The organism is Vibrio sp. T20 (assembly GCF_007858795.1).
Classification (GTDB): Bacteria; Pseudomonadota; Gammaproteobacteria; order Enterobacterales; family Vibrionaceae; genus Vibrio; species Vibrio satsumensis.
Genome location: NZ_VFEB01000243.1, coordinates 1 through 23,275, shown reverse-complemented (window position 1 = coordinate 23,275; position 23,275 = coordinate 1). Strand labels below are relative to the sequence as shown.

At 42.4% G+C, this 23,275-nt stretch carries 23 protein-coding genes and 4 pseudogenes; 10 read left to right on the top strand and 17 right to left on the bottom strand.

The window, feature by feature from the left end; translation table 11 throughout:
- Window positions 1-148: 148 nt before the first annotated feature.
- Window positions 149-1,459 carry an antiviral reverse transcriptase Drt2 gene (gene drt2, locus FTW16_RS22410; RefSeq protein ID WP_146492486.1) on the top strand — a complete coding sequence of 437 codons (1,311 nt, stop codon included), beginning with the start codon at window positions 149-151 and terminating at the stop codon, window positions 1,457-1,459.
- A 79-nt stretch (window positions 1,460-1,538) separates the two neighbouring features.
- Here drt2 and FTW16_RS22405 read toward each other — a convergent pair.
- Window positions 1,539-1,778, bottom strand: a pseudogene (locus tag FTW16_RS22405) (tyrosine-type recombinase/integrase); the annotation flags it as partial.
- Here FTW16_RS22405 and FTW16_RS22400 point away from each other — a divergent pair.
- Window positions 1,766-2,587: pseudogene (locus tag FTW16_RS22400) on the top strand (DUF3387 domain-containing protein); the annotation flags it as partial. The pseudogenes FTW16_RS22405 and FTW16_RS22400 overlap by 13 nt on opposite strands.
- Before the next feature lie 123 nt (window positions 2,588-2,710).
- Here the strand turns inward: FTW16_RS22400 and FTW16_RS22395 are convergent.
- From FTW16_RS22395 to FTW16_RS22385, 3 genes are all read right to left on the bottom strand, one after another.
- Window positions 2,711-3,187, bottom strand: coding sequence for a hypothetical protein (locus tag FTW16_RS22395; protein WP_261383507.1), 477 nt, complete (start codon window positions 3,185-3,187; stop codon window positions 2,711-2,713).
- Between the two features lie 127 nt (window positions 3,188-3,314).
- Window positions 3,315-4,694 (bottom strand): DEAD/DEAH box helicase, encoded by a 1,380-nt coding sequence (locus FTW16_RS22390; RefSeq protein ID WP_146492485.1) that lies wholly within the window; start codon window positions 4,692-4,694, stop codon window positions 3,315-3,317.
- Window positions 4,688-5,218, bottom strand: coding sequence for a hypothetical protein (locus FTW16_RS22385; RefSeq protein WP_146492487.1), 531 nt, complete (start codon window positions 5,216-5,218; stop codon window positions 4,688-4,690). Before FTW16_RS22385 ends, FTW16_RS22390 begins: the two co-directional genes overlap by 7 nt.
- A 103-nt stretch (window positions 5,219-5,321) precedes the next feature.
- Here FTW16_RS22385 and FTW16_RS22380 point away from each other — a divergent pair, with 103 nt between their 5' ends.
- A complete protein-coding gene (locus tag FTW16_RS22380) occupies window positions 5,322-5,666 on the top strand; it encodes a helix-turn-helix domain-containing protein (protein WP_146492484.1) in 345 nt (114 codons plus the stop codon).
- A 47-nt stretch (window positions 5,667-5,713) separates the two neighbouring features.
- On the opposite strand, the gene bcp (FTW16_RS22375) is transcribed toward FTW16_RS22380, so the two are convergent.
- The 7 genes and pseudogenes from bcp (FTW16_RS22375) to FTW16_RS22345 form a co-directional block, all read right to left on the bottom strand.
- On the bottom strand, window positions 5,714-6,178 hold the full coding sequence (gene bcp / locus FTW16_RS22375) for a thioredoxin-dependent thiol peroxidase (RefSeq protein ID WP_146492483.1): 465 nt from the start codon (window positions 6,176-6,178) through the stop codon (window positions 5,714-5,716).
- A gap of 114 nt (window positions 6,179-6,292) precedes the next feature.
- On the bottom strand, window positions 6,293-6,790 hold the full coding sequence (locus tag FTW16_RS22370; RefSeq protein WP_146492482.1) for a bacterioferritin comigratory protein: 498 nt from the start codon (window positions 6,788-6,790) through the stop codon (window positions 6,293-6,295).
- Entirely contained in the window at window positions 6,790-8,985 is a 2,196-nt protein-coding gene (locus tag FTW16_RS22365; RefSeq protein ID WP_146492481.1) for a site-specific integrase, read from the bottom strand. The genes FTW16_RS22370 and FTW16_RS22365 overlap by 1 nt, the downstream gene beginning before the upstream one ends.
- A gap of 14 nt (window positions 8,986-8,999) precedes the next feature.
- Window positions 9,000-11,327 (bottom strand): hypothetical protein, encoded by a 2,328-nt coding sequence (locus tag FTW16_RS22360; protein WP_146492480.1) that lies wholly within the window; start codon window positions 11,325-11,327, stop codon window positions 9,000-9,002.
- A complete protein-coding gene (locus tag FTW16_RS22355; RefSeq protein WP_146492479.1) occupies window positions 11,327-12,730 on the bottom strand; it encodes a tyrosine-type recombinase/integrase in 1,404 nt (467 codons plus the stop codon). The genes FTW16_RS22360 and FTW16_RS22355 overlap by 1 nt, the downstream gene beginning before the upstream one ends.
- Window positions 12,731-12,821: 91 nt before the next feature.
- Window positions 12,822-13,154, bottom strand: a pseudogene (gene bcp, locus FTW16_RS22350) (thioredoxin-dependent thiol peroxidase); the annotation flags it as partial.
- 12 nt (window positions 13,155-13,166) lie between these two features.
- Entirely contained in the window at window positions 13,167-13,709 is a 543-nt protein-coding gene (locus FTW16_RS22345) for a glycine cleavage system protein R (RefSeq protein WP_146492478.1), read from the bottom strand.
- A gap of 374 nt (window positions 13,710-14,083) precedes the next feature.
- Between FTW16_RS22345 and dapA the strand changes: the two genes are divergently transcribed.
- Window positions 14,084-14,962, top strand: coding sequence for a 4-hydroxy-tetrahydrodipicolinate synthase (gene dapA / locus FTW16_RS22340; RefSeq protein ID WP_146492477.1), 879 nt, complete (start codon window positions 14,084-14,086; stop codon window positions 14,960-14,962).
- A gap of 49 nt (window positions 14,963-15,011) precedes the next feature.
- The gene (gene bamC, locus FTW16_RS22335; RefSeq protein WP_146492476.1) at window positions 15,012-16,058 is read left to right on the top strand and encodes an outer membrane protein assembly factor BamC; all 1,047 of its coding nucleotides are present in this window, start codon (window positions 15,012-15,014) and stop codon (window positions 16,056-16,058) included.
- A 146-nt stretch (window positions 16,059-16,204) separates the two neighbouring features.
- On the opposite strand, the gene FTW16_RS22330 is transcribed toward bamC, so the two are convergent.
- The 4 genes from FTW16_RS22330 to FTW16_RS22315 all read right to left on the bottom strand — a co-directional run bounded on the left by FTW16_RS22330 (window position 16,205) and on the right by FTW16_RS22315 (window position 18,739).
- The gene (locus tag FTW16_RS22330) at window positions 16,205-16,414 is read right to left on the bottom strand and encodes a DUF2897 family protein (protein ID WP_146492475.1); all 210 of its coding nucleotides are present in this window, start codon (window positions 16,412-16,414) and stop codon (window positions 16,205-16,207) included.
- A gap of 8 nt (window positions 16,415-16,422) precedes the next feature.
- A complete protein-coding gene (locus tag FTW16_RS22325; protein ID WP_146492474.1) occupies window positions 16,423-17,097 on the bottom strand; it encodes a M15 family metallopeptidase in 675 nt (224 codons plus the stop codon).
- Window positions 17,098-17,142: 45 nt separating this feature from the next.
- Window positions 17,143-18,279 carry a succinyl-diaminopimelate desuccinylase gene (dapE, locus tag FTW16_RS22320; RefSeq protein ID WP_146492473.1) on the bottom strand — a complete coding sequence of 379 codons (1,137 nt, stop codon included), beginning with the start codon at window positions 18,277-18,279 and terminating at the stop codon, window positions 17,143-17,145.
- Window positions 18,280-18,391: 112 nt separating this feature from the next.
- Window positions 18,392-18,739 (bottom strand): ArsC family reductase, encoded by a 348-nt coding sequence (locus FTW16_RS22315; RefSeq protein WP_146492472.1) that lies wholly within the window; start codon window positions 18,737-18,739, stop codon window positions 18,392-18,394.
- Window positions 18,740-18,944: 205 nt separating this feature from the next.
- Between FTW16_RS22315 and FTW16_RS22310 the strand changes: the two genes are divergently transcribed.
- Complete coding sequence (locus FTW16_RS22310) at window positions 18,945-19,232, top strand: helix-turn-helix domain-containing protein (protein ID WP_004734273.1); 288 nt, start codon at window positions 18,945-18,947, stop codon at window positions 19,230-19,232.
- A 68-nt stretch (window positions 19,233-19,300) separates the two neighbouring features.
- On the opposite strand, the gene FTW16_RS22305 is transcribed toward FTW16_RS22310, so the two are convergent.
- Window positions 19,301-19,633 (bottom strand): DUF4156 domain-containing protein, encoded by a 333-nt coding sequence (locus FTW16_RS22305; RefSeq protein ID WP_132935753.1) that lies wholly within the window; start codon window positions 19,631-19,633, stop codon window positions 19,301-19,303.
- A gap of 12 nt (window positions 19,634-19,645) precedes the next feature.
- A complete protein-coding gene (locus tag FTW16_RS22300) occupies window positions 19,646-19,990 on the bottom strand; it encodes a DUF2956 domain-containing protein (protein ID WP_107898666.1) in 345 nt (114 codons plus the stop codon).
- Window positions 19,991-20,099: 109 nt separating this feature from the next.
- On the opposite strand from FTW16_RS22300, the gene FTW16_RS22295 reads away from it, so the two are divergent.
- The 4 genes and pseudogenes from FTW16_RS22295 to FTW16_RS22280 all read left to right on the top strand — a co-directional run.
- Window positions 20,100-20,561 carry a DUF2919 domain-containing protein gene (locus FTW16_RS22295; protein ID WP_146492471.1) on the top strand — a complete coding sequence of 154 codons (462 nt, stop codon included), beginning with the start codon at window positions 20,100-20,102 and terminating at the stop codon, window positions 20,559-20,561.
- A gap of 65 nt (window positions 20,562-20,626) precedes the next feature.
- Window positions 20,627-21,550 carry a Dyp-type peroxidase gene (locus FTW16_RS22290; protein WP_146492470.1) on the top strand — a complete coding sequence of 308 codons (924 nt, stop codon included), beginning with the start codon at window positions 20,627-20,629 and terminating at the stop codon, window positions 21,548-21,550.
- Between the two features lie 121 nt (window positions 21,551-21,671).
- Window positions 21,672-22,805 (top strand): flagellin, encoded by a 1,134-nt coding sequence (locus FTW16_RS22285; RefSeq protein ID WP_146492469.1) that lies wholly within the window; start codon window positions 21,672-21,674, stop codon window positions 22,803-22,805.
- Between the two features lie 296 nt (window positions 22,806-23,101).
- Window positions 23,102-23,275: pseudogene (locus FTW16_RS22280) on the top strand (flagellin B); the annotation flags it as partial.

The following is a 23,275-nucleotide window of genomic DNA, read 5'->3' as shown; positions in this document are numbered from 1 at the left end:
ACATTATATATCATTTCTAATAGATCGCGGCGTGTGCCTTTAGGGGCCAGATGATTGGTTAGGCCAGTTAGTTAAAGCCCAAAGGGATATACGGAAAGGCCGCATGTCCACTCCCTTTGGGTTTTGCTAGAATAGAATCCCTCTCCTTATGAAAAACACTTCTGAGCACCCTTGGTTTACCAAGCGAAACTATCTTCATTTTGATATACCTGTTTCAGTTCATAAGGCTGAACGAATAGCATCCGAGCCAATAACGGTTGCAAGGCATGCCTTTTTTCCTTTCATCTCATATAGTTTCCAGCTTACGAAATTAGATCGAGATACTTCTACTGGAAAGCTATACCGTAAGCCGAAACCAAGAGGTGTTGCCTATTCATCGCATGTAGATAGCCATATCTATGCGTTTTATGCTTCTCAACTATCAACCTTATACGAAAAGCAAATCGAGAAATTAGGATTGCATGAGTCAGTATTAGCTTTCCGTAAATTGGATGGAAAAAGTAATATTCATTTCGCAGATGATGCGTTTAAGCACATAAGTAAGTTTGAAGATTGCTCTGTTATAGCTTTGGATTTCTCTAAATTTTTCGACACATTAGACCACCAAATTTTAAAGGAAGAATGGAGGAAATTACTCGGTGAGGATAGCTTGCCAAAAGATCACTATAATGTTTTCCGTTCATTGACCAAATTTTCAACGGTCGATAAATGTGCTCTTTTTGATCTATTTGATATTTCTCAATATAACCCTAAAGCTAACGGGCGCAATCGGGTTTGTTCACCTAGTGAGTTTAGGCAGAAAGTACGTGGTTCTGGGTTGATTGAGCAAAATCCGAATGGAATGATGGGTATCCCCCAAGGCTCACCGATCAGCGCATTACTTTCTAATATATATATGCTCAATTTTGACGCACAAATGAAGAGCTATGTTGACTCTGTTGATGGCAAGTATTTTCGGTATTGTGATGACATGCTGTTTATTGTCCCTTCCGAACATCGAGATATGATAGAGAAACTAGCAAATAGTAAAGTTACCGCACTAAAAGTAAAAATTAATAGTGATAAAACAGAGATTAGAGACTTTAGAATTCACGATGGCAAGTTGCGTTCATTTGACGAGCATGGTAAACAAAAACCATTACAGTATTTAGGTTTTTTGTTTGATGGGCACTCGATTTTTTTGCGCTCTACTGCGTTGGCTCGTTATTCTGAAAAAATGAAAGGTGGCGTAAAACTAGCTAAGAAAACGATGGAAAAAGAGAATCGAATCCGTCGTGACAAAGGTGAGCCAGAGCAAACATATCTATACAAAAGAAAGCTTCACAAACTGTATACAGCGCGTGGTCAAAGAAACTTTCTATCGTACGGATATCGAGCGGCCAAAATCATGAACTCAAAGAGCATAAGAAAACAATTGAAGCCTCTTTGGCAGCGTTTTCAAGATGAGATATCCAAATAGATCATTTCAGATAGAAGTAACAGCCTCAATTGATTTTTATGCTGTGATATTACAGCTAGTAGATTTGAACGCCACTTAATCACGTCTCACAACTCTCTGAAATCCTTAATGCATCTTCAATCTCGACACCAAGGTATTCAATCGTACTTTCCAACTTAGCATGACCAAGAAGCAACTGGATAGCTCGTAAGTTCTTAGTTTTAGCGTAGATCAAAGAAGCTTTGGTTCTGCGCAGTGAATGCGTGCCGTATTGCGTTTTATCTAGCCCGATATCAGTAACCCAACGGTTAACAATGGTGGTGTAGTAATGGTAAGAGACGTTTTCTTGATGTAATGGCAGCGTTAACTAAGGCGTATTCTCTATGTAATACCATGGATGAAACTCAAGGTTATAAGAACGAAATTGCTTTTTACTCTGCGATTAAGACGGCTTTCATCAAGCATTCAACGGTAGACAAAAAGCGCACCGACGAAGAACGCAATACAGCGTTAAAGCAAATTCTAAATAATGCAGTTATAGCTGATGGCGTTGATGATATTTTCTCTATGGTTGGACTGGATAAGCCAAACATTGGGCTTCTGTCTGAAGAGTTCTTAGAAGATGTAAAGAACATGAAAGAGAAGAACCTCGCAGTAGAGCTGTTAGAAAAGCTACTTCGTGATGAGGTTAAATCTCGCATGAAGAACGATGTCGTACAGGAGAAGAAATTCTCTGAGCGTATTATGTCGACGCTTCAAAAATATCATAACCGCAGCATTGAAACGGCTCAAGTTATCGAAGAGTTGATTCAGTGGGCGAAAGAGATGCAAGAAGATGGAGAGTTACTAGACAAGCTCAACCTCTCTGTCGACGAAATAGCTTTCTATCGCGCATTGGTCGACAACGAATCCTCGGTTAGAGAACTTGGTGACGACAACTTACGTAAGCTTGCTATTGAATTGACTCATCAACTGCGCAAGTCTGCCACTGTTGATTGGCAAAAGAGAGATAGTGTTCGTGCTCGCATGCGCAACCTCGTTCGTCGGTTATTACGTAGATGGAAATACCCGCCAGATGCGGCAGAAGAAGCAATTAAGCTTGTGCTTGAGCAGGCTGAGGTGTTGGCTGACGGTTGGTATGCGGCTTAAGTAGAATAAAGGCAAGACTTTCGGTCTTGCCTTTTATGTATATGTTTACAAGAATTTGTGATGGGCAGCGTTTCGGCAGAACAGACTATAAGAAAGGCATCTTTATTCTGGTTGCTTCCTGCACTAGCTACTGTATCCCGTTAACATAAAGTGACTTTGGTAAAAAGGCGCTTCTGGATTAGCGAACATCGTTAGTAATGAAGCTTTAGTTGCAATGAAGACTGATTGTGTATTACTTCCTTGTCGCGTCGTTAATACGGTTCGTAGGGAATAAGTCACATCAACATCCAAAGGTGCAAGTGAGTCGCAATTAACAAACCATAATAGTGATTTTCGGTCCCCATTTTCGATCGCTTCAAGAAAGCCAGAATTTTGTTGTGCGGAGAATGCTGTTGCAGCAGTATCGTACTCAGAAAAGTCTAAATAGTGAACATTGATGCCCTTTTTTTCAGCTAGTACGGTGGCCATTTTTATGAAATCAGGAGAGATAACTGACGAGTCCGCGGTAGATATTCTAAAATCCATATCCCATGCGTTAAGCACAAAAATTTCAGGAGTTATCTGGTCTTCAGGATAAGTGCTTTCTTTGTTTTTATTCAATTTTAGATCTACTAGGTTCTCTTGGTTACTATAATAGAGTAAATCACAAGTAATTGATGTACCACCGCTATGCGAACCTCTTACCTAAGTTAGTCGCAGCTTAATAGGGAGCTAAAGTTCCTGCCGCTCACATTGAAGAGAAAGCCGAAATCACTCTCTGTTTAAATGCTCCAAGCCGAAGCTCATCAAAGTTATCTAGTGTTTGATAGAGACTATTTGAACTGTCTGTATTGTTTCCCCAAGATACTGCTGTTCTATCGCTGTTTTTGGGCTCAAGCGACAGCTTGGCACTTAAATCATTTCGTCGTTCAGAAAACTCTGTCTCGATAGGTTCCCCCATATTTACATAGAGACAAGACTTAGGGATATCCTGCTCAATCCTTTCTGCAAATTCAATCAGGCTTTGCTCTGCGAAAGTGAACAACCACGCTTGTTGGTTTATCGCATTATTCACACGAAGTATTCGCCCGAGTACCTGCCTGAAATACAGTTCAGTTTTGACCGAACTCATGTGGCAACATACTTGAAGGCGCGGAATATCAGTACCTTCACTGATCATACCGACACTAACAATCCATTGAGCGTCGCTTTGTCGATAACGTTCTATTTCTGCCAGCGGTTCTTCATGTCGATAGGTGACAATTGAAACGGTCTGGCCAAAATTTTTAGAAAGCATCTCTTTGATTGTTTGCGCATGTTGAACCGACGCTGCAACAATTAACCCACCGGCATTGGGGGAGCCGAGGCGTGCTTTTGCTAGTCGCTCACACCCTAAACCAAGTAAATACTCCATAGCCTCTTGGTTGTGAATCACACTTCGGTAGGATGTGTTTGTTTGCTTAAGCATCTCTAATATTGATGAAAAGGATTCGACTTTTTCGCTACTACTAATAGACAAGTGTTCATTATCAACCAAGACGATTTTGGGCGTTCTACAAACACCATCAGCTATAGCTTGTTTAAGTGTGTATTGGTAATCGACAATAAGCTGTCCGTCTGGGTCGCTGTACTCACCCATCACAATGGGTAAAGAGTCTGAACGCCACGGTGTACCTGAAAGTGCGAGGGTGAAAGTAGCAAAGCCTTGAATCTTAGTGAGAACTTGCTGCCCCCAAATGTTCGCATTTCCAACCTCAGAGCCAGAGCAATGGTGTATTTCATCAAAGACAACAAAGACCCTGTGATTCCGCAATGTTTGCCAAAATTCGTCATTGAGGAATTGGATAGATTGGTATGTTAAAGATTGCCCTACAGATCCCATGCCACCATTAAACGTACACTTAAGTACCGACGAAAAGGTTCTTTTTATACCATCAGAAACCGTCAACGACGGCGAGAAGCATAATACAAGATCTACCATGCCACTTTGTAACAGCCTTGACGCAATATTAGCGGCAAGCACTGTCTTACCAGCCCCTGGTGTAGCTTGGCAAAAGAAATGGGAGCAGTTGGATTGATATTTTTCCAACGCCCTGTCAGAGCATTCACTTTGCCACTCCCTTAACACGGTTCATTTCCTTCATAGAGAGTATTAAGAACCTTTGTTAAAACGTTCACTTTACCGAGCAATAAAGCGGCGCGTTCTTTAGTCTCTTGATGCAAAGGAGCTAGTTTGTTTTCTAGTTCAGGAAATCGAGATACGATCGACTGATACTCGTCAATCTCTCCAAGTATTATTTCCAATTCACCCTTATATTCGTTACGTTCATTGCTTAAAATGGAATAGTTTTGAATGGGTACTTTAGGCTTTATATCAGATTGGTTATTCGTGGTTACATTGTTGTGTAACTCTTTAAATTGCTCCGCTTGAAAGTAACGTTTTTTCCTACCTGAGCCCTCACTTCGCAACCAACTTTTCTTTTCAAAATGAAAGATTTCTCGGTACACCTTTTTGCGAGCTTCAGCAGAATTGGACTCCACATTATCAAGGGATAGCCACAAATCTCTCGCTTCTAGCACGGTGAATCCATCTAACCCATTTTCTATCAATAACTTGTGCATGACCGCACTAATTCTTCGAGCCCGTTTCATTTCCAAAATTACACCAACCAAAAACTAAGGATTGCTTAGTATACAGAAATCAGTAAAACTAAGAAAATCTTAGTTACCTTGAGATCAGAGACATGAACTATAAGTGTCATTTACTAACCCAATCCCTGAGCGTCTTAAAGAAGCACGCAAAAAAGCGAAACTCTCCCAAAAAGCTTTGGGAGTGCGTATAGGTATGGATGAAAGCTCCGCAAGCCCGAGAATGAATCAATACGAAAAGGGAAAACATACACCGGATATCAGTACGTTAAAGTCAATTGCAGATGAACTTGGTGTACCTTTGAGTTACTTCTTTTGTGAAGATGAGGTTTCTGCTGAGTTAGCTGTGAATCTAAATAAGCTCTCTGAAACAGATAAGCAGAAGGTTCTTGAGGTGACAGCGCGACTTATTGAAGAGTCATGTGAAAATACTAGCTCGAAAGAGGACTAGCAAATAGAGCCAGTGAAAGGGCACTGGCTCTATTTGTCTTTTAAATACTATTTGTTGTTGAGGTAACCTAGAACAACTTCATGATGGTCTTTGGTTTTGAATTTATTAAATACATGCTCAAGATTACCAGACTCATCGATAAGGAAACTTGTACGAACCACGCCCATATTCTCACGGCCCATGAATTTCTTAAGTTGCCAAACACCGTACTTCTCACAAACTTCGTGCTCTTCATCGGCTAGCAATGTGAAGTTGAGCTCTTGTTTGTTGATGAAATTAGTCAGTTTCTTGGGGGTGTCTGGGCTTAAACCGAGTACAACAACGTTATGAGCATCTAGTTCAGCTTTAGTATCACGAAGCCCTTGAGCTTGGACTGTACAGCCAGGCGTTGAAGCGCGTGGGTAGAAATAGAGTAGTACTTTTTTTCCTTTCAGCTCAGAGAGGGTTACTGGGTTGTTGTCTTGGTCGTTTAATGTGAAATCTGGAGCGATTTGTCCTGCTTCGATAGCCATGGGTTATCCTTACTTTCTTTAATTTACTCTGAATCGAGCTTTGTTATTATTTCAGTGTGTAGTTTTATCTATGCTTGGTGGTGTTGTCTAGTGGTAACTCTAAACTAGGTTTAGTTACCTTCTGAAGTTGCCTTCAACGATGTTATCGGGCCTAGTGTTAACGACTTTATCCATGGCTTTCTCACGCTCTGAAGCAGGAAGCATCTCCATTAGTTCTTGAATCATTTTGATGTGATTAGCTGCTTGGGTAGCTAATGCTTCTTTGTGGCTTTTTGCTTCGTCGTAATATTCTTTTTTCTTTTTATTCGCTAGAGCTCTTTCACCTTTGAGTAACTTTATTTCTTTTTGAAGAACTTCAATGGGGGAGTCACTTGCTTCATCTTGAGCAACTTGTACTTCCAATGACTTATTTTTTATTATCAGAACAACGTCATCATGCCTTCTGAGTGAACCAGCGGAAAGTCCCGCTTCTTTTTCGACATTACTGTTGTTGATTTTGAGCTTGCCCTTCCGTGCTTTACTGCGCAATTCTCTCGATGTTAATTTCGATACATCACCATTCAAAAGTCTTTCCAATGCTTTGATTAGCTTATTTTTAGTTATCTGTGACATTAATAAACAACTCCGCATGGGATAAGTAGACTTTTAACTTCATCTTGAAAAACGACAGGCTCATAGTCGAGACCTAAATCGTCCATAATACGTTCAGCAGCTAGAACTTTTATGTAAGATTCAGAGGCGGTTTGAGGAGTGAGTTCATTGTTTTCAATATCATAAAGCATATGAATTTCCGCTTCTTTACGTTTAGCTTCGGCAAATACAGCATCAACGATATAGTCATTCTTACAGTCTACACATTCCATTAGGTTAACTAGCGTTCGTAGACTACAGGTAGTTGAAGTGCAATACACTCCAGGGGCAACAGCATGAATATGGCGACTTTGGGTTCGAATTTGCTTTTTCCAATAGTTGAGAGACAACATATCGTTATCAATCCTATCCTTGAATAGGTTGCGTTTTTTTTTCATCATGTTCTTAGCAAACTCTTTGCCCTTGCCGCCTGCAACTCTCTCCTTGTTTGCCAATTTCTCATAGATACTTAAATAGACACGGGCTTTTTGGTCGATTCGTTCTTCATCAATTTCGTTCGCAAGTGTCTTTTTCTTTTGCCTGATTTTTTGAAACTTACTGGCATTTTTAGCGTAATGCCGTGTCATTGCCATAGACACATGACTAAATTGCTGTTTGAGTTGTGGGAAATGACAAAGCTCGTAACTAATTAAGTAGTAAGCAAAAGAGCGGCGAAGTTGATGTGGCGTAAACTCGTAATTCTTACCCACTTCAAACGATAAATTGGGATCAGATACTTTTAGGTCAATTAAATCTTCATTGGTTAGCGCAAGCTTTTCACCCATTGCGTTTTTGAACCAAGTTGTAGAGTGTTTCCGTATTGAGGATATGCCTAATTTACTGAAATCCCCTCTTGTTTTATGGAAGAAGGATTGTGAGTTAGGGTGTCTCTTTCTAAGTGGCGTATGCAGCGCTTGAAGGACTTCATAAGCTTTCATACCAATCTCAGTGGTGACAAACTCATCTTGTATTGATTGAGAGCCTTTTGCTGTCTTTGAAAGGTTGGCATGGATAACGTATATACTCTGGCGGTCAATGATATCTTCGGAGCAGCCCTGAGCGGTGTTCAGATTATACATTTCATCGCCTCTCATTCCTGTTCGAGTCATTAACCCCCATAGGCAGCCACCGTTGAGCTTTTTAAAAAGTATTTGAGCCTCTGTTAGATTGGTGATTGTCCATTGCCCAATCGTTAGTTTGCGTTTTGAATGGAATTTATCTAAATGAGCGCTAACTATCTCTGGTTTATGAAGGTTTATGAGAGTCAGAGTCTTTTCTTCATTTGGGGAGTGAATTACTGTGAAGGCTTGTTGAAAAGCAATGGTGCGCTTCTTATTTTCTTTACCCGTCTTACCTAAATACCAGTTGATACTGCCGTTTTCTTTTCTAGCGTCACCATTGACCAGATACTTAGCATAACCTACATAGGCTTTGTCAGTGTAGGTGGTAATGTAATCTGCCAGTTGCCCTAGTTCATGACGAAGAGCGTAAGCTTCATTAATCACCTCTTCCGACTTTTGAAGCCCCATATAGTAGAGCCTTTGTGGAATGACGGTATGTTGTTTAGATTCTTTAAGGGTTAAGCCAAAATCTGACGCGTTAAGTTTTTTATTAAGGTTAACCTCAAATGGCAAGCCTTTGGCTTCTACATAAAGGCGATTTAACCCGCTGTAAATTTTCTCTCTTTCAAAGTCGATATCGGTACAGCCTGTTAACACCCAAGTTTCGAGTCGGTCAAAGTTAAGCACTGATAGAGTGTTAAGTCCTGCATTTAAAAGTGGATTGATGACTTTCTTAAGGTCAGTTAGCGCATAATAAAGAGTATCAAAAGAATGGTCACGAGGTGAAAGCCACATCATTTTAAGGATGAGCACTATAAGCTCATTTTTTAGGTTGCGCTCAATCACTCTACCATCGTTGGTAAACTCTAGGGTTCGGGGTGTGTTTGCTTGCGGGTCAATATGATACTGCAAGTTTCTCCATGCCTCATCATCGGCAATTTTGCCTAGCGATTCACCTGTCACCGTAAAGCCTATATCAAGAGCTTCGAGTTCATCCCAATCGCCGCGCTCAATCGCTGGCTTTAAGACATCTATTAAGTAATTTGTATGAGCGCCAACGTTTTGTTGTGCTTTAAGAAGCTTGTTTTGGTGTTCTAGGTCAGAGAGTTTTATCATGTGAGCTTCCGTAACTACATAGATAGAATTGCATGGTCGATGGACACTCTTGGATGGCGACCTTGGGTATTGAATTTTTTCATGGCTTCATCGAATACATCATCACTTGCCCCATCCAGCGTACACTCAAATGCTTCGATTTTTTCTAGAGCATCCCCTTTTGAATCAGGGAACATATCAAGCCCTTCCTTAAAAACATCGATGTATGAAATAAGCTTATATATAGCATCAACTTCATCTACCGCTTTGGCAGATTGGCACTTGTGGCACATATCAAACTCGGCGCAAGGTAAGTTTACGCCTAGCGCATAGTTCGTTTCACGCTGTGTATTCTTACCATCAATCATGACTTGTTTCCCATCGCAAGCTATTCCGTTGGGGTTAGTTTTACGCTTTTTCTCACCTTCCTCGTATGTCAGCATCGGAATACCGCGCCTTTTAGCCACAGTGTCTTTTGCTTGCTCTAAATTATTGTCAAAGAGATTTTCGATGACTTCGACACCTTGAGATAGAATGACTTTATTAAGTGATGGAAGCCCGTTTATGTAACTTCTCTCTATTGTTTCTCGCTTGTTTTGGAGCAAGCTTTGAACGGCTTGAATGCCTCCTTCGGCAAAGGTTTGATTGCTGTTCATTTCTCGCCAGCGACTTGATGAAAGAGAGAGATAGTAATGGTTGGATTCAACAGACCATTTCTTAATGAGGCTTGCTGAAATAGGGCTAATGCCTTCCCAACCAGAAGGAACATCAGATTTAGTTCTAGCTAAAAGCAGCCGTTCGTATTTTTTAGGCTGTTTGTCTGCTTTTTCTTTTGCATATAGCTCTATATCTTTTATAAGTGTTAAATCAGAAGCAGGGGCTTTGAAGCATCCCATTTCACCATTTCTATAGTAAAAAGAAACGATAACATTGCCATCGCTATCACTTTCGGAGTAGGTGAGCGGAAGTGAAATTCCTTTAAGCGGCAGGTCTGTGTAACAAGATAAAATGCAGTAGGCACTGTTGGTCGCCCCTTGTGTTGCTTTGGCTTTGGAGAGCGTTTGTATTTCTTTATAAGCAACCGTGCGACCTAAATTATTCACGACCTTCTTTAACGTGATGGCTTGGTGATTTCGGTAGGCGTAAAACAGCTCTTTAAACCAAGGTAGGCTACCAGCCCGATAGGGCGATAGCAGGTGCAGTTGGCTAACGAGATGTTTATTTAGTTCTCCCAAATTAAAATGATCATCGGCTACATCGTGATTATTAAGGGTAAAAATTAACTCAGAACCATCTTCACCACTGCCGTAGAGCTTGGACAAGCGCTCTAATAACTTTATGAACTTCACGCCATCGCGTTTATCAACGTCAAACGGCTCACCCACCAACAGAGCATCGACACCACTACTGGAGCGAGGCTTATAGCTTGAAATCTTGACTACTTGCAGACTCTTATCTCGCTCTCCTGTTTTAACGTCAATTGGGTGGGCGGTTTGTCGAATGTTGCTGTCGTTCAGTGAGGTAAAAAAGCACATTAAGTGATAGGCGGCACCCATCGTAAGGTTAAAGGCCGCGCCAGCATTTACAGCAATGCCCCTTTTGTTTGGTATCCCAGCTCGTGCTTCCAATGATGTCGGGATTTGGATTGTTTCCTCATGCAAGCCAAGGCTTATGATAAAAGGCATGGTTTCTGGTAGAGGGGTATTGTTTTCTTTAGCGGCAATGAGCTGTGGCGCAAGAGTGAAAAATAATGCCTCTAATCGTGTGACCAGAAGCTTTTCTTCCTCATCTGAGTACCCTTTGAACGGCGTTTGTTCTCTTCCAAACGCTCGGTGATTCCTAGCCCAATCGGAAACAGGTAAGCCGCACCATTCAAGCGCAGTGCGAAGGGATGAAAGTAGTCCTACAACACTCGATTCTTTAATGCCTAACTCATCCCCATGAGTGTATTCCCATAGGCGTTTTGAAGGGTTAAGCATCTTGATACGATGCCTTAACTCACCATCGTTGCCAGCATATTTCAAATAACCACTTTCGGTGAATGGGTCAACATTCAGCGCATCACAAAAAACGAGGTAGGCGCGGAAGTTCTCGTAGCATGTTGTGACGGTTCGTGCTGACTTGCCATTGCTGACATATTGCTGAGTTTTTTTGCAAAAATTTCTGATAAATTCGGTTCGGCTGCCTATTTTTTCGTTATCTTTGTTAGTCCCAAAATACAATAGGTGAGATACATCGAACTGCTCTACCTTTGTTGATTTAGAGCCTTTATAGGGAATCTCAAAATTCAAAGGAATAACATTTTGACTGTTGCGTACACGCTTAACGGATTTGGACTGTCTTGCAATTTTACTTTTCGCCATTATGCCCAACCTCCGTTTATTTTGCGGTTTTTCGCTTTTGCCATGTTGATTTGGTCGTCCAATTTATTCATGAATTTAATGTATTTTTCAGTGGTTGACGTGCTTGCGTGTCCCATTAAATTAGCCAATTCATCCATAAGGAAGTCATAGCTAACAGTACGCTCTTGTGATTCCTGCCAAAGCCAATGAGTTGAAAAGGTAGAACGTAAATCATGAATACGGTAATACCAAGAAGAGTCGAGTTTGCGTATCTGTTTTCGAAGGTTTGAAAAGTGCGTTTCTAAAGTATTACCGGAATATGGCGTCCCTTTATTTGAAATAAATAGGTAATCTACGGCATCTAAAATCTCACCTGCCTGAACAAGTTCATTGCGTTTGCTTAGGTTCGTAAGTCGTGCGTTACTTTCTTTGTATATCTCTAGCTCTTCGTACAGCTCTATGGGAACTTCTACGGTGCGAGGCTTACTGAATTTTGTGCGAGTAATTTTGATTGGTACTGCATCTAAATCACTGTAGTCAGCCTTTCCTATATTGTGAGCGGGGAAGTGAATTGCTTCATCAATTCTTAGCCCAGCCTCAACACATAGTCGGAAGATTAATTCAGTCGACCTTGGGAGCGAATTGACATGTTCATTAAATAAAGTCTTGTGCTCAGAGGGCATGGGCTTGAGCTTTTTATGGGCGGGTGTGTTTTCTTTTTTAGGAAACATCTTCATGATATTGGATGTTTCATAAGTACATTTAGAGCTGGGTTTTGTGTGAGCCAACATATCGTGTTGGTCTAACTCTTGATGCACTGTTCCAGTTGTGTAGTGGGTAACAACATTATGATCGTCATTTTTGATGTAGCCGTATTTTTGCATCCATTTATAGAATCCAATCACGGCACTCATATAACTTCTAGTGGTAGATAAACTAAAAGCTTCATCGCCATTAGCACCTTCAATATTATTGCAGTTTGCAAGCAGAAACTCAGAAAATCGCCAAGGAGCCCCTTCTTCTTCATACTTTGAGAGGGATTTATATGTTAGGTATTCACGTGGAATCTCCACACCATATTGATCAGTTTGGTAGTGGTGAGTTGAATCTAAGTAACGAGTATAAGCCAATAAGCCTTTAGCAATTGATCCTGTATCTTTGACTGCTGCTTCACCACGCAATTTAGACACTAGATATAGGGATTGCGGATAAACAACCGTCCCACCAGGGGTAATGATGATATCGGTTTTCTTTAGACGAGATTTCAGATTGGAAGGAGAAAGGCAGGGAGAGTACGTCACCTCTCCAGATTCAGTATCGGTACTCTCTGAAATTGTCAGCTTTGCTAATGTATCGACCTCGACAGAAAGCAGTCGGTAGTCATCATAAACATCGGAACATTTTTCTTCATGCGTTTCTATCACAAAACTTTCCTCGATATGTTACCCACATATCAAAGATAGATTTGTCATAAAAAAACATCAAGGTTTTCCGTCATGAGAAATTTCTAAGGGTGAATTTCTTCTCGCCCCAAACACCGAACTGCTCAGCAACACTGTGGTCTTCGTCAGATAGCAGTGTGAAGTTTAGAGATTTCTTCGCAACGAAGTTTGGTAGGCGTTTCACTGGGTCGATGCTGACACCCAGAACAACCACATTGAGGTCATCAAGCTGTGCTTTGATATCACGCAGGCCTTCTGCTTGCACAATACAACCTGGAGTCATTGCTTTTGGGTAGAAGTAGAAAAGTACTTTTTTACCTTTGAAGTCACCAAGAGATACGATATTGCCATCTTGATCTGGAAGCGAAAAAGCAGGTGCTGGAACACCAGCCGTTAGCGTATTCATGACATTTCCTTTTTAAAGACTGTTTTTAATAAAGTTGAGCGAGCCTTGGACTGATAGGCTCTGACACAGCGAGTTGAATTCTTCTTGTAGCTGCATCAAATTACATTCTGATTGTACAGAAGCGGTAATAGAGATATGGAATTGGTCGTTGTCGAGTTGAACCTTAGACTTATTGATGGTTCGTGCACTTAACGAATTGAGGCCGATATTTCGGTCTGCGAAGAACTGGGTAAACTGCTCAGTAAGGCCGATTTTATCGTCTGACTCAACGAACACCTCTACTGTGTAAGAGTTCTCAATAACATCATGAGGTGAGGTTCGCTTCATAATCGTAATCAAGTCGTGCTCTTGGCCAAGCAAGGGCAGGGTGGTTTCAACGCGGGTAATGTTATTTGCCTTTCCAGACAGCAGCATGATAAGCGTAAATTCTTCGCCAAATAGAGCGATACGGCTATCAATAATGTTACAGCCTGATTGGGTGACTAAATGAACCACTTGGTTGCATACACCTGGGCGATCAGTGCCCACAGCTGTGATTACTAGATGTTGAGTCATAAAATCACGTCTCTTTATATTCCATTGATTCATGCATGTTAGCACAGTTAGCTCGTGGAATAAGCGTGCGTACGGGGCTTTTTATGAGGCTTCTTGCTTCTAACATGTAACCAATGATAAGAATATTGAGAGTGTTAAAAATGAGATAGAGTGGTGAGAGTACAGCTTACTTGTTGCTGACATCCAATGATGTGCTATCCGCTAGATTGAGCGCAGGTTACCAAAATTCTAGGTAGAACCACCGTTAGAAGTCGTTTTACCTCAAACATACGACAATATTTACTGCAGATGTTGCCGGTAAGCCACTTTAATGTCTTGTGTTTATTGATTGGCTTACAGTAACATGCAAAAAGAATAAATTAAGGGAGATAGACATGTTTTCAGGAAGTATCGTTGCGCTAGTTACGCCATTTAATACAGATGGTGAAGTGGATTTCGACAGCCTTAAAAAGTTAGTTGAGCACCATGTTGCTGCAGGTAGTGATGGTCTGGTTGCGGTTGGCACAACAGGTGAGTCTTCAACACTCACTATTGAAGAGCATGTCAAAGTCGTCAATAAGATCGTTGAATTTGCTGATGGTCGTATCCCAGTTATCGCAGGTACAGGCGCTAATGCTACGCACGAGTCAGTGCTATTCAGTCGTTTATTGAACGGTTCTGGTATTGCGGGTTGCCTTAGTGTAACGCCTTACTACAACAAACCGACTCAAGAAGGTTTGTACCAACACTACAAAGCGATTGCTGAAGTAAGTGACGTTCCTCAAATCCTATATAATGTACCGGGTCGTACTGCCGTAGACCTATTACCAGAGACTGTTGCTCGCCTTTCTGAAATCGAAAACATCGTTGCACTTAAAGATGCGACGGGTGATCTCGACAGAATTGCAATTCACCGTGAACTTTGTGGCGAAGATTTTATCTTACTAAGTGGTGATGACTTAACAGGTCTAGAATTTGTTAAGCGTGGTGGTGATGGCGTGATTTCTGTAACGAATAACGTTGCAGCGGCGGATATGGCTACTATGTTCAAACTTGCGAAAGAAGGTAAGTTTGAAGAAGCAGAAGCGATCAATGAGCGCTTGATGCCTCTACATAAGAATTTGTTCGTTGAGTCTAACCCTATTCCCGTAAAATGGGCGGTTCATAAAATGGGTCTGATTGCTGAAGGTGGCTTACGTCTGCCTCTGACTGAACTGTCAGAACCAGCTCAACCTGTTGTTGCTCAAGCAATGACTGAAGCGTGTATTTACTAAAAACGTATGAAGTGATGCCGAAGCGAACCTTCGGCATTTAGGAGTATAAATGAAGTATTCTCACCAGCTAGTGATTGGGTCACTGGCTGTTTTCGTTCTTACAGCATGTTCTGGCAGCCCGACTCAACGTCGTCAAGCCAAAGATGATTTCGAATACTTAGAAACACCTGAGTTTTCACAATGGCAATTGCCTGAAGATGCTCAGCCTCAGTTCTACCCAAACTTTGACATCCCAAGCGGTGAGTTCAGCGGTGGTATTGGCCGTGAAGTGGATATTCGTCCACCGCAACAGGTTCTTGAATTGATTCCTGGTGCTCGTGCTGAGCGTCAAAATGGTGAAGTGACACTATGGCTTCTTCGTGCTGAAGAGGCTGACAGAGTGTGGCAAACGGCTGTAGATATGCTGGCTCAGCGTGGCATTGGTATTCGTGAGCAATCAGAGAATGAGATTGAGACTGATTGGGTAACTTGGGTTTCTGAAGATGAAGACGTAGAGATTGGCAGCCGCTACTCTATGTCTCGTTTCCAAGCGAACAACCGTTACGGCTTCAAGATTAACCTGATTGATTGGCGTGAAGGCACTGAAGAGAAACCGGTAACGGCAACCAATAAAGAGCGTTACAACGCGTTCCTGACTAACCTAGTTATGGCTAAGTACGATGAAAATCTTCGTGCGGAAGCAGCGCTGAAAGCGCAGGAGTTAGTGAAGCGTATTCCTATCTCAATGGGTGCTGACCGTAGTGGTTTCCCTGTGATTATTGCTCGTACACCATACAATGTATTCTGGCAGCGTCTGCCAAGCTTGTTGCCAGCTATGGGCTTTGAGCTTGAAGAACGCAATCAATCTCAGGGTACGGTGAAGGCGAAGTACGCAGCACCAGATGATGAGTTCTGGGAAGAAATTGGCCTACAGCCTATCGATTTAGCGCCAGGCACTTACAACTTCCTATTTGGTGATCTTGGTAACCGTACGTCGATTAACGTAACGGATGCATCAGGTAAGCCAGTAGAAGAAGAGCTGCTTAAGTCAATGGTTCCGGTACTAGCGCATATTGCTGACCAGACCAAAAATGACAAAGAAGCGAAAGCTGAGTAGTAGCACTTAAGCAGTCACAGAGCTGGGTTCAATCAGCTCTGTGACTAGCTAAGGCCAATAAAAAAGAGGACACATTGTGTCCTCTTTTTTTGTATTCGTTGTTATCAGACTATTGGTCAATCAAGCGGATTAGCCAAAGAAAAAAGCTATGCGTCTTTACTGTCTTTGGATTCTTCTTTTTCAGCTTTCTCTTGATTCTGTTTATCCAAGCGATTGAGCTTATCTAAGTCTCGCTCTGTTTTACCACGACCCGTCAGATCCATATTTGCGGTCTGTTTGAGAGCTGCGATGTTACCCACCACAACGCTAACTACGATGATGATGATAACCCAAGGGTTTGTAAGCCACTCTAACATAAGCGCTCCTAATGGCTGATGTTCGCTACGAAGCGTGCGTAGATCTCGTCTAGCTGCTCCATAATAATCTCATACCCTAATATTGGCTTAGATTGGAGTTGCTTGCCAAGTAAAGTCGGAGATAACTGTGATAAACACGACTCCGATACTTTACGATGGCTGATATGCCATGGTTCGATCGCCACACCACCAAGGTCTTCGCTATAAGGAAAAAAGAACCCAAACTGTGAAGCATGAACAGACAACCATTGGTAAAATGCTTGCTGGTGGCCAGTAAGGTATTCCCATGGCTCTAATTGCAGCTGTGTGCCTTCAGGTAAGTGGTTACGAGCAAAGACATCGAAGTCACAACCCCAGTGGTGACGGCTCGCACCGGGAAGCGCAGACCATCTCAGGATAGCCGATAATTTTCGATGTTCAGTCAGTGTTGAAGCATCAAGAGGTTGGCTTTCTGAATCTAATATCGGAGCTTCGCCAGAAAACTTACGGTTCCAAATCAGAGATTGCCTTTCATAGTCGCGAAAGCCACTGGCAATCTCCATTTTAAAACCAGCGAGCTGAGCAGCTTCAATCAAATTATTCAGGTCATTCTTAACCTCACTGTGAACCAAGAAGGTCTTGGTACCGATCAGGCTAGGTTCTAGATGAGAATCTGATTGTCCGGTAAGCTGCTCTGGTGTCATAACGAGTCTCTCAATAATTGGATGCTATGAATCGCTGATGAAAGACTATTTAGCGAACAGGTTCACTAATGTTCTTTCGTACATGTCAGTTAGCTTTTCTAAATCAGCTACTTTCACGCATTCGTTGACCTTGTGAATCGTTGCATTCACAGGGCCTAGTTCAACCACTTGTCCGCCCATACGTGCAATAAAGCGACCATCAGACGTACCGCCAGTCGTTAGCAATGCTGGTTTCACATCATTGACGTGACCCACTGCATCAACAATAGCATCAAGCAACGAACCTGCGTCTGTTAAGAACGGGTCGCCATTGAATGTCCATTTTAGGTCGTATTCGAAATCATACTTGTCGAGTGTTGTTGTGATGCGCTCAACGATGATGTCGTTGCTTAACTCGGTACTAAAACGCAGGTTAAACTGAACATTGAACTCACCGGGGATAACGTTTGAAGCCCCTGTGCCCGCGCTTACATTTGGGATTTGGAAACTGGTTGGTGGGAAGTAATCATTACCTTTATCCCACTCAGTCGTTGCCAACTCGTTGATTGCAAGCAGAGAGCTGTGTACTGGGTTATTCGCAAGGTGAGGGTAGGCAACATGACCTTGTGTACCCTTAATCGTTAGGTCGCCTGTGATAGAGCCACGACGACCGTTCTTCACTACATCACCTACAAACTCAGTGCTTGATGGTTCACCGACAATACACATGTCGATGTTCTCACCGCGCGCCATCAACGTTTCAACAACACGTACCGTACCGTTGATGAAAGGACCTTCTTCATCAGAGGTGATAAGGAAACCGATTGAACCAGTGTGATCTGGGTGTTTGGCAATGAACTGTTCTACAGCCACAATCATTGATGCCAGAGAGCCCTTCATATCTGCCGCGCCGCGACCATGTAAGTAGCCATCAACAATCGTTGGCTCAAATGGCTTGGTGTTCCATTGTTCGATTGGACCAGCTGGAACCACGTCAGTGTGGCCTGCAAAAGCAAATAGAGGGGCTTCAGTACCACGGCGAGCCCAGAAGTTCGTCGTATCTTCAAATACCATTACTTCGATTTCAAAACCGAGTGCTTTTAAGCGATTAATCATCAGCTCTTGGCAGCCCGCGTCTTCAGGGGTTACCGATTGACGGCTAATGAGGTCTTTTGCCAGAGCCAAAGTTGGGCTATCTGTCATCCTTGAATTCCTTGTTTAAATAAAACGTCTAGTCATTAATTTCAGGCGTTGAACTGGGGACGTTCAACGCTTTGTTATCTGTTCTAATATTTCTTATTACGCAAATTGCTGATTACGCAAAAATAGCAGCGTATTGGTCTGCTTTGAAACCAATATGAAGCTTGCCATCGACTTTCAAGATAGGGCGCTTAATCATTGCTGGTTGTTCAACAAGCAGAGCGACGACTTTTTCTTCCGTTAATGTGTCTTTTTGCTCTTGAGAAAGTTGGCGATAAGTCGTACCACGTTTGTTTAGCACAAGCTCCCAACCAAGCTCTGAACAGAAGCTTGTTACTAGCTCTTCAGTGATGCCTTGTTTGCGATAATCGTGAAATTCGAACTCGATACCTTCAGCTTCGAGCCATTTCTTTGCTTTTTTGATGGTGTCGCAATTTGGGATACCAAACATAGTGATAGTCATTATTCTTCCTTTGAGTGATTTTATTTCATTGTTATGAGTTGAATCCTATCAGGAAGCAGCAACTCAGACAAAATAGAGTGATGAATATTTCATAGAGTGAAAAAAAAGCGTAAGAAAATGTCACTATTGGAGACTTATTGATCAGCCTCAACATGTTGTCAGCGAAAAAAGAAATAATTGAGCTGCACATATATAGGAGGTGTCAATGGAGTTGAGTCCTGTTTTTGCAAGGCGGCTATATTTAGCATTGTTAGTGGAAAGCCTTGATAGGCCAAATGTGCCTAAACTCATCGAAAAAACGGGGTGGCCTCGTCGTACTATTCAAGATGTACTCAAGGCGTTACCGGGGATCGGTATTGAACTTATGTTTGTTCAAGATGGGCGACGTCATAATGATGGCTATTACCAGTTATCCGACTGGGGGCCATTTGACAGTCAATGGGTTATCCAGCGTAAAGGCGATATAGCAACAAGCCTTGGATTTAGTGCATAAGCCAGCGAAAGCTGGCTTTCTTTTGGGCGTCATAAAATCGAAGCATACCGATATGCCGCTTTATTTGCTTACTCACACAGGTAGGCTGTGCCGAGCATAGTCACGGAAGTGCTGAAGTCTTGGGGAAGGGTAAAGATAACGGTGTCTGCGCCTAGCTCAATGGCATTCGACTTAAGCTCATTCATCGCACCTTGAATCAGGGTGTCATTGGGGAAGAACAAGTAGCTGTACCAGTGACCTTCGCTGCCAGTGACTTCCCCTTTATATTCACATTGCTCGATGTTAATCAGACCGTGGTAATCCATTTGTACCTTGTCCGCTTTACTATGAGGCGTTGATGTGGGTGTGGTACACCCGAGTAACATGCCACTCATAGCCAAAGCGACTAATTCCTTTTTCATACGTTTACCCTGCTATTGCATCAAATAAATCGCGAAGCCTACCCAGCTTGCAATCAGTAGTAACCACGGCAGTTTAGTGGCGTGGTTTGATGGTGTTTCAACACTTGTTTCGATCGTGTCTTCTTGGTTTTGGTTAGCTTGTTGAGTCTGTTTCTCTTTCTGTACGCGCTTCTTCGCTTTATCGGCTTGGCGGCTGCGCTCTTTTTGCTGTTTCTTATACAGTGCGATGCCTTTCTCGATACCCTGAGCAATCAGTTTAGTTTGTTCTTTGGTTTGAGCTGGCTTTTGAGTCGCTTTGGCTATCTTCAGTGCTTCTTGTTGAGATTCAACAGACGGCGTATTAGTTTTCTTTTTCATACTGAGTTCGATAATTAAAACGGATTGGCTACTAAGATAACGCAAAGCTAGTTAAGTATGAATGATTTGCGTTAAAGTGTTGGTTTGAAAATAAGTGAAAGTGAGATTTGTGCGGTACTCCATAGAACAATACGACAAGCACGGCTTTTTGAAAGCCCCAATCTTGCTCTGGTTAGGTTGGTTGTTTCTTGCGAAAGCCTTGGTCGTTTTCATTGTTGCAGGCGCAAGCCGAGAATCGGGAACCGATATTCTTGAGATAATCTATCCAGACCATCAGATGTTTTATGTTGGAATTGCGTTGAGTGTTCCTAGTTTGCTACTGATGTGGTTATTTGGGCTAAGATCTCCAGATAGAAAGCGCCTTAACAAAGTCGTGTCATGGGGGCGTTGGGTTACCATAATGGCTATCTTGGCACAGGGCTCCCATACGATTTATTTAATCTATTTGGATAACGGATGGTTCCGTTGGTCAAACGGCATTACCCTATTGCTGCTGCTTTGGTTAGCGCTTTATCTAACCAATAGCCATGCTGCAAGGGATTGCTTTAAAGTGGTTGAGCTCGAAGACTGATTCTCATCAAAACATTTGTCCCATTCACAATTATACTTAGAAGCTAAAACTGGAAGGAATAATCTATGCTTAATGTTTCAAATGAGCAGCCTAACGTTCAAAGTGCTATTTTGCCTGAAGCTGGGCCTTTCGCTCTTTACGTTCAACTTAAAGTGAACGCTAATACTGCTAATGTACTAGCAGAAATTCAAAAGCTTCCGACTCTAATCGACGAGCTAAACCAAACTCAACCTGATGCGAACCTAACGGCGTCGGTTGCGTTCTCAAAAGCTTTTTGGGATAAGTTCGAGCAAACTGCTCCCTCTGATCTAATTGATTTCCCTGCGCTTGGTGAAGGTGATGTTACAGCACCGAGCACACTGTCTGATGTTTTGATTCACTGTCATTCAAACCGACATGATCTGCACTTCTTCATCCTACGTAAATTGCTATCTGAAGTAGCCGCGGACGTGGAAGTGGTTGATGAAACTTACGGTTACCGCTTCCTAGACTCACGTGACATGACTGATTTCGTTGATGGCACTGAAAACCCGAAAGATGCACAGCGCGCTGAAGTGGCGATTGTGCCTGAAGGTGAATTCGCAGGTGGTAGCTACGTGATGGTGCAACGCTTTGTGCATAACCTACCTGCTTGGAACCGATTAAACGTATCGGCACAAGAGAAAGTGGTTGGTCGAACTAAGCCAGACTCTATCGAGCTAGATGATGTTCCAGCGGCGTCTCACGTTGGTCGTGTGGATATCAAAGAAGAAGGCAAGGGTCTTAAAATTGTTCGTCACAGCCTGCCTTACGGCACAGCAACAGGCGATCACGGCTTACTGTTCATTGCTTACTGTAACGTTCGTCATAACTTTGATGCGATGTTAGAGAGCATGTACGGCGTAACCGATGGCAAAACAGACCAACTGCTTCGCTTTACTAAAGCCGTTACTGGCGCTTACTACTTTGCTCCTTCAACTGAGATGTTGAGCGCATTAACGATTAAGTAAGTCGTCTCAAAAAGAATAAACAAAGGGAGCCTCAGGGCTCCTTTTTTATTAAAGCTTTATATGAATTGGTCGATATAAGAGCAATCGTGAGTTTTGTTCATCTTTTTGTAAGTGAAGGTCTATGGCTATAACTGTTAATACAAATGTCTCAGCGCTGGTGGCTCAGAGAAACCTCTCTAATGCCAACAACATGCTGAACCAATCTTTGGAGCGCTTGGCTTCAGGGAGTCGTATTAACAGCGCTAAAGATGACGCTGCAGGCCTACAAATCTCGAATCGACTTGAAGCGCAGATGAGCGGTATTGATGTCGCAGTTCGAAATGCGAATGATGGTATCTCCATTATGCAGACCGCAGAAAGCGCGATGAATGAAACTACCAACATCATGCAACGCATGCGCGACTTGTCACTGCAAGCTAGCAACGGTTCAAATAGCCAGTCGGAAAGAACGGCGATTCAAGAAGAGATCACCGCTTTAAACGATGAGCTAAATCGTATCGCAGAGACCACTTCTTTTGGTGGTAAAAAGCTCCTTAACGGTAGCTTTGGTAGTACATCATTTCAGATTGGTGGCAGTTCTGGTGAAGCGGTGCAAATCGGCCTGAAAAGCATGCGCACCGATGACATCAATATGGGCGGTTTTAGTTATGTCGCGAATGGCATGGCAAATGACTCGTGGGAAGTAAAATCCAACCAGAATGATATGACGATGTCGTTTACCGATCGTTTTGGTCAGCCTCAAGAGATCACCATTAATGCGAAAGCGGGCGATGATATTGAAGAGTTGGCGACTTACATCAATGGTCAAACGGATCTGGTGTCGGCTTCCGTCAATGATGACGGACAACTTCAGATTTATATGTCTGGTGAAGATACCGCAGGTACGATCTCTTTCTCAGGTTCGTTAGCCAGTGAGTTTTCGATGTCGGCGGGTTATTACGAATCTGTCGATGACATCAATGTGACCGATGTGGGTGGTGCGCAACGTGCTGTTTCTATTTTAGATACAGCCATGAAGTATGTGGATAGTCATCGTTCTGAATTAGGCGCAATGCAAAACCGCTTCGATCATGCGATTAATAATCTCGAAAATGTTCATGAGAACTTAGCGACATCAAACAGCAGAATCAAAGATACCGATTACGCCAAAGAAACCACTCAAATGCTTAAGCAACAAATTTTGCAGCAAGTAAGCACCACAATACTAGCTCAAGCAAAGCAGGCGCCGAACCTTGCCTTAACCTTATTAGGCTAATAAATCACCTCAAATCTTATAAAGACATGTCAGCTTAATCAGTCCGTTTGGTTAATTAAAATACAAATTATCGCTCGACCGACTTCTCGGCAACTTTAGCGTTTTTCTCATCTTTTTTTGATAATTTTACTGCCAGTCACGCTTTCTTCTCCATTATCGCTATTTCTTTAATTTTGTTGTTTTTTTCCTAAAGGTTTCGCCAATCACGCCGTTATTAAAAGTAACTTAGAGATAACTACTTGGTTTTCCGAGACGTCGGAAACCGCTATACCGGAAAATCAATTGGAGAAGTCACCATGGCAGTGAATGTAAATACAAACGTATCAGCGATGACAGCGCAACGTTACCTAAACAACGCAAACAGCGCACAACAAACATCAATGGAGCGTCTAGCTTCAGGTTCTAAAATCAACAGCGCAAAAGATGACGCTGCAGGCCTACAAATCTCGAACCGTTTGAACGTTCAGAGC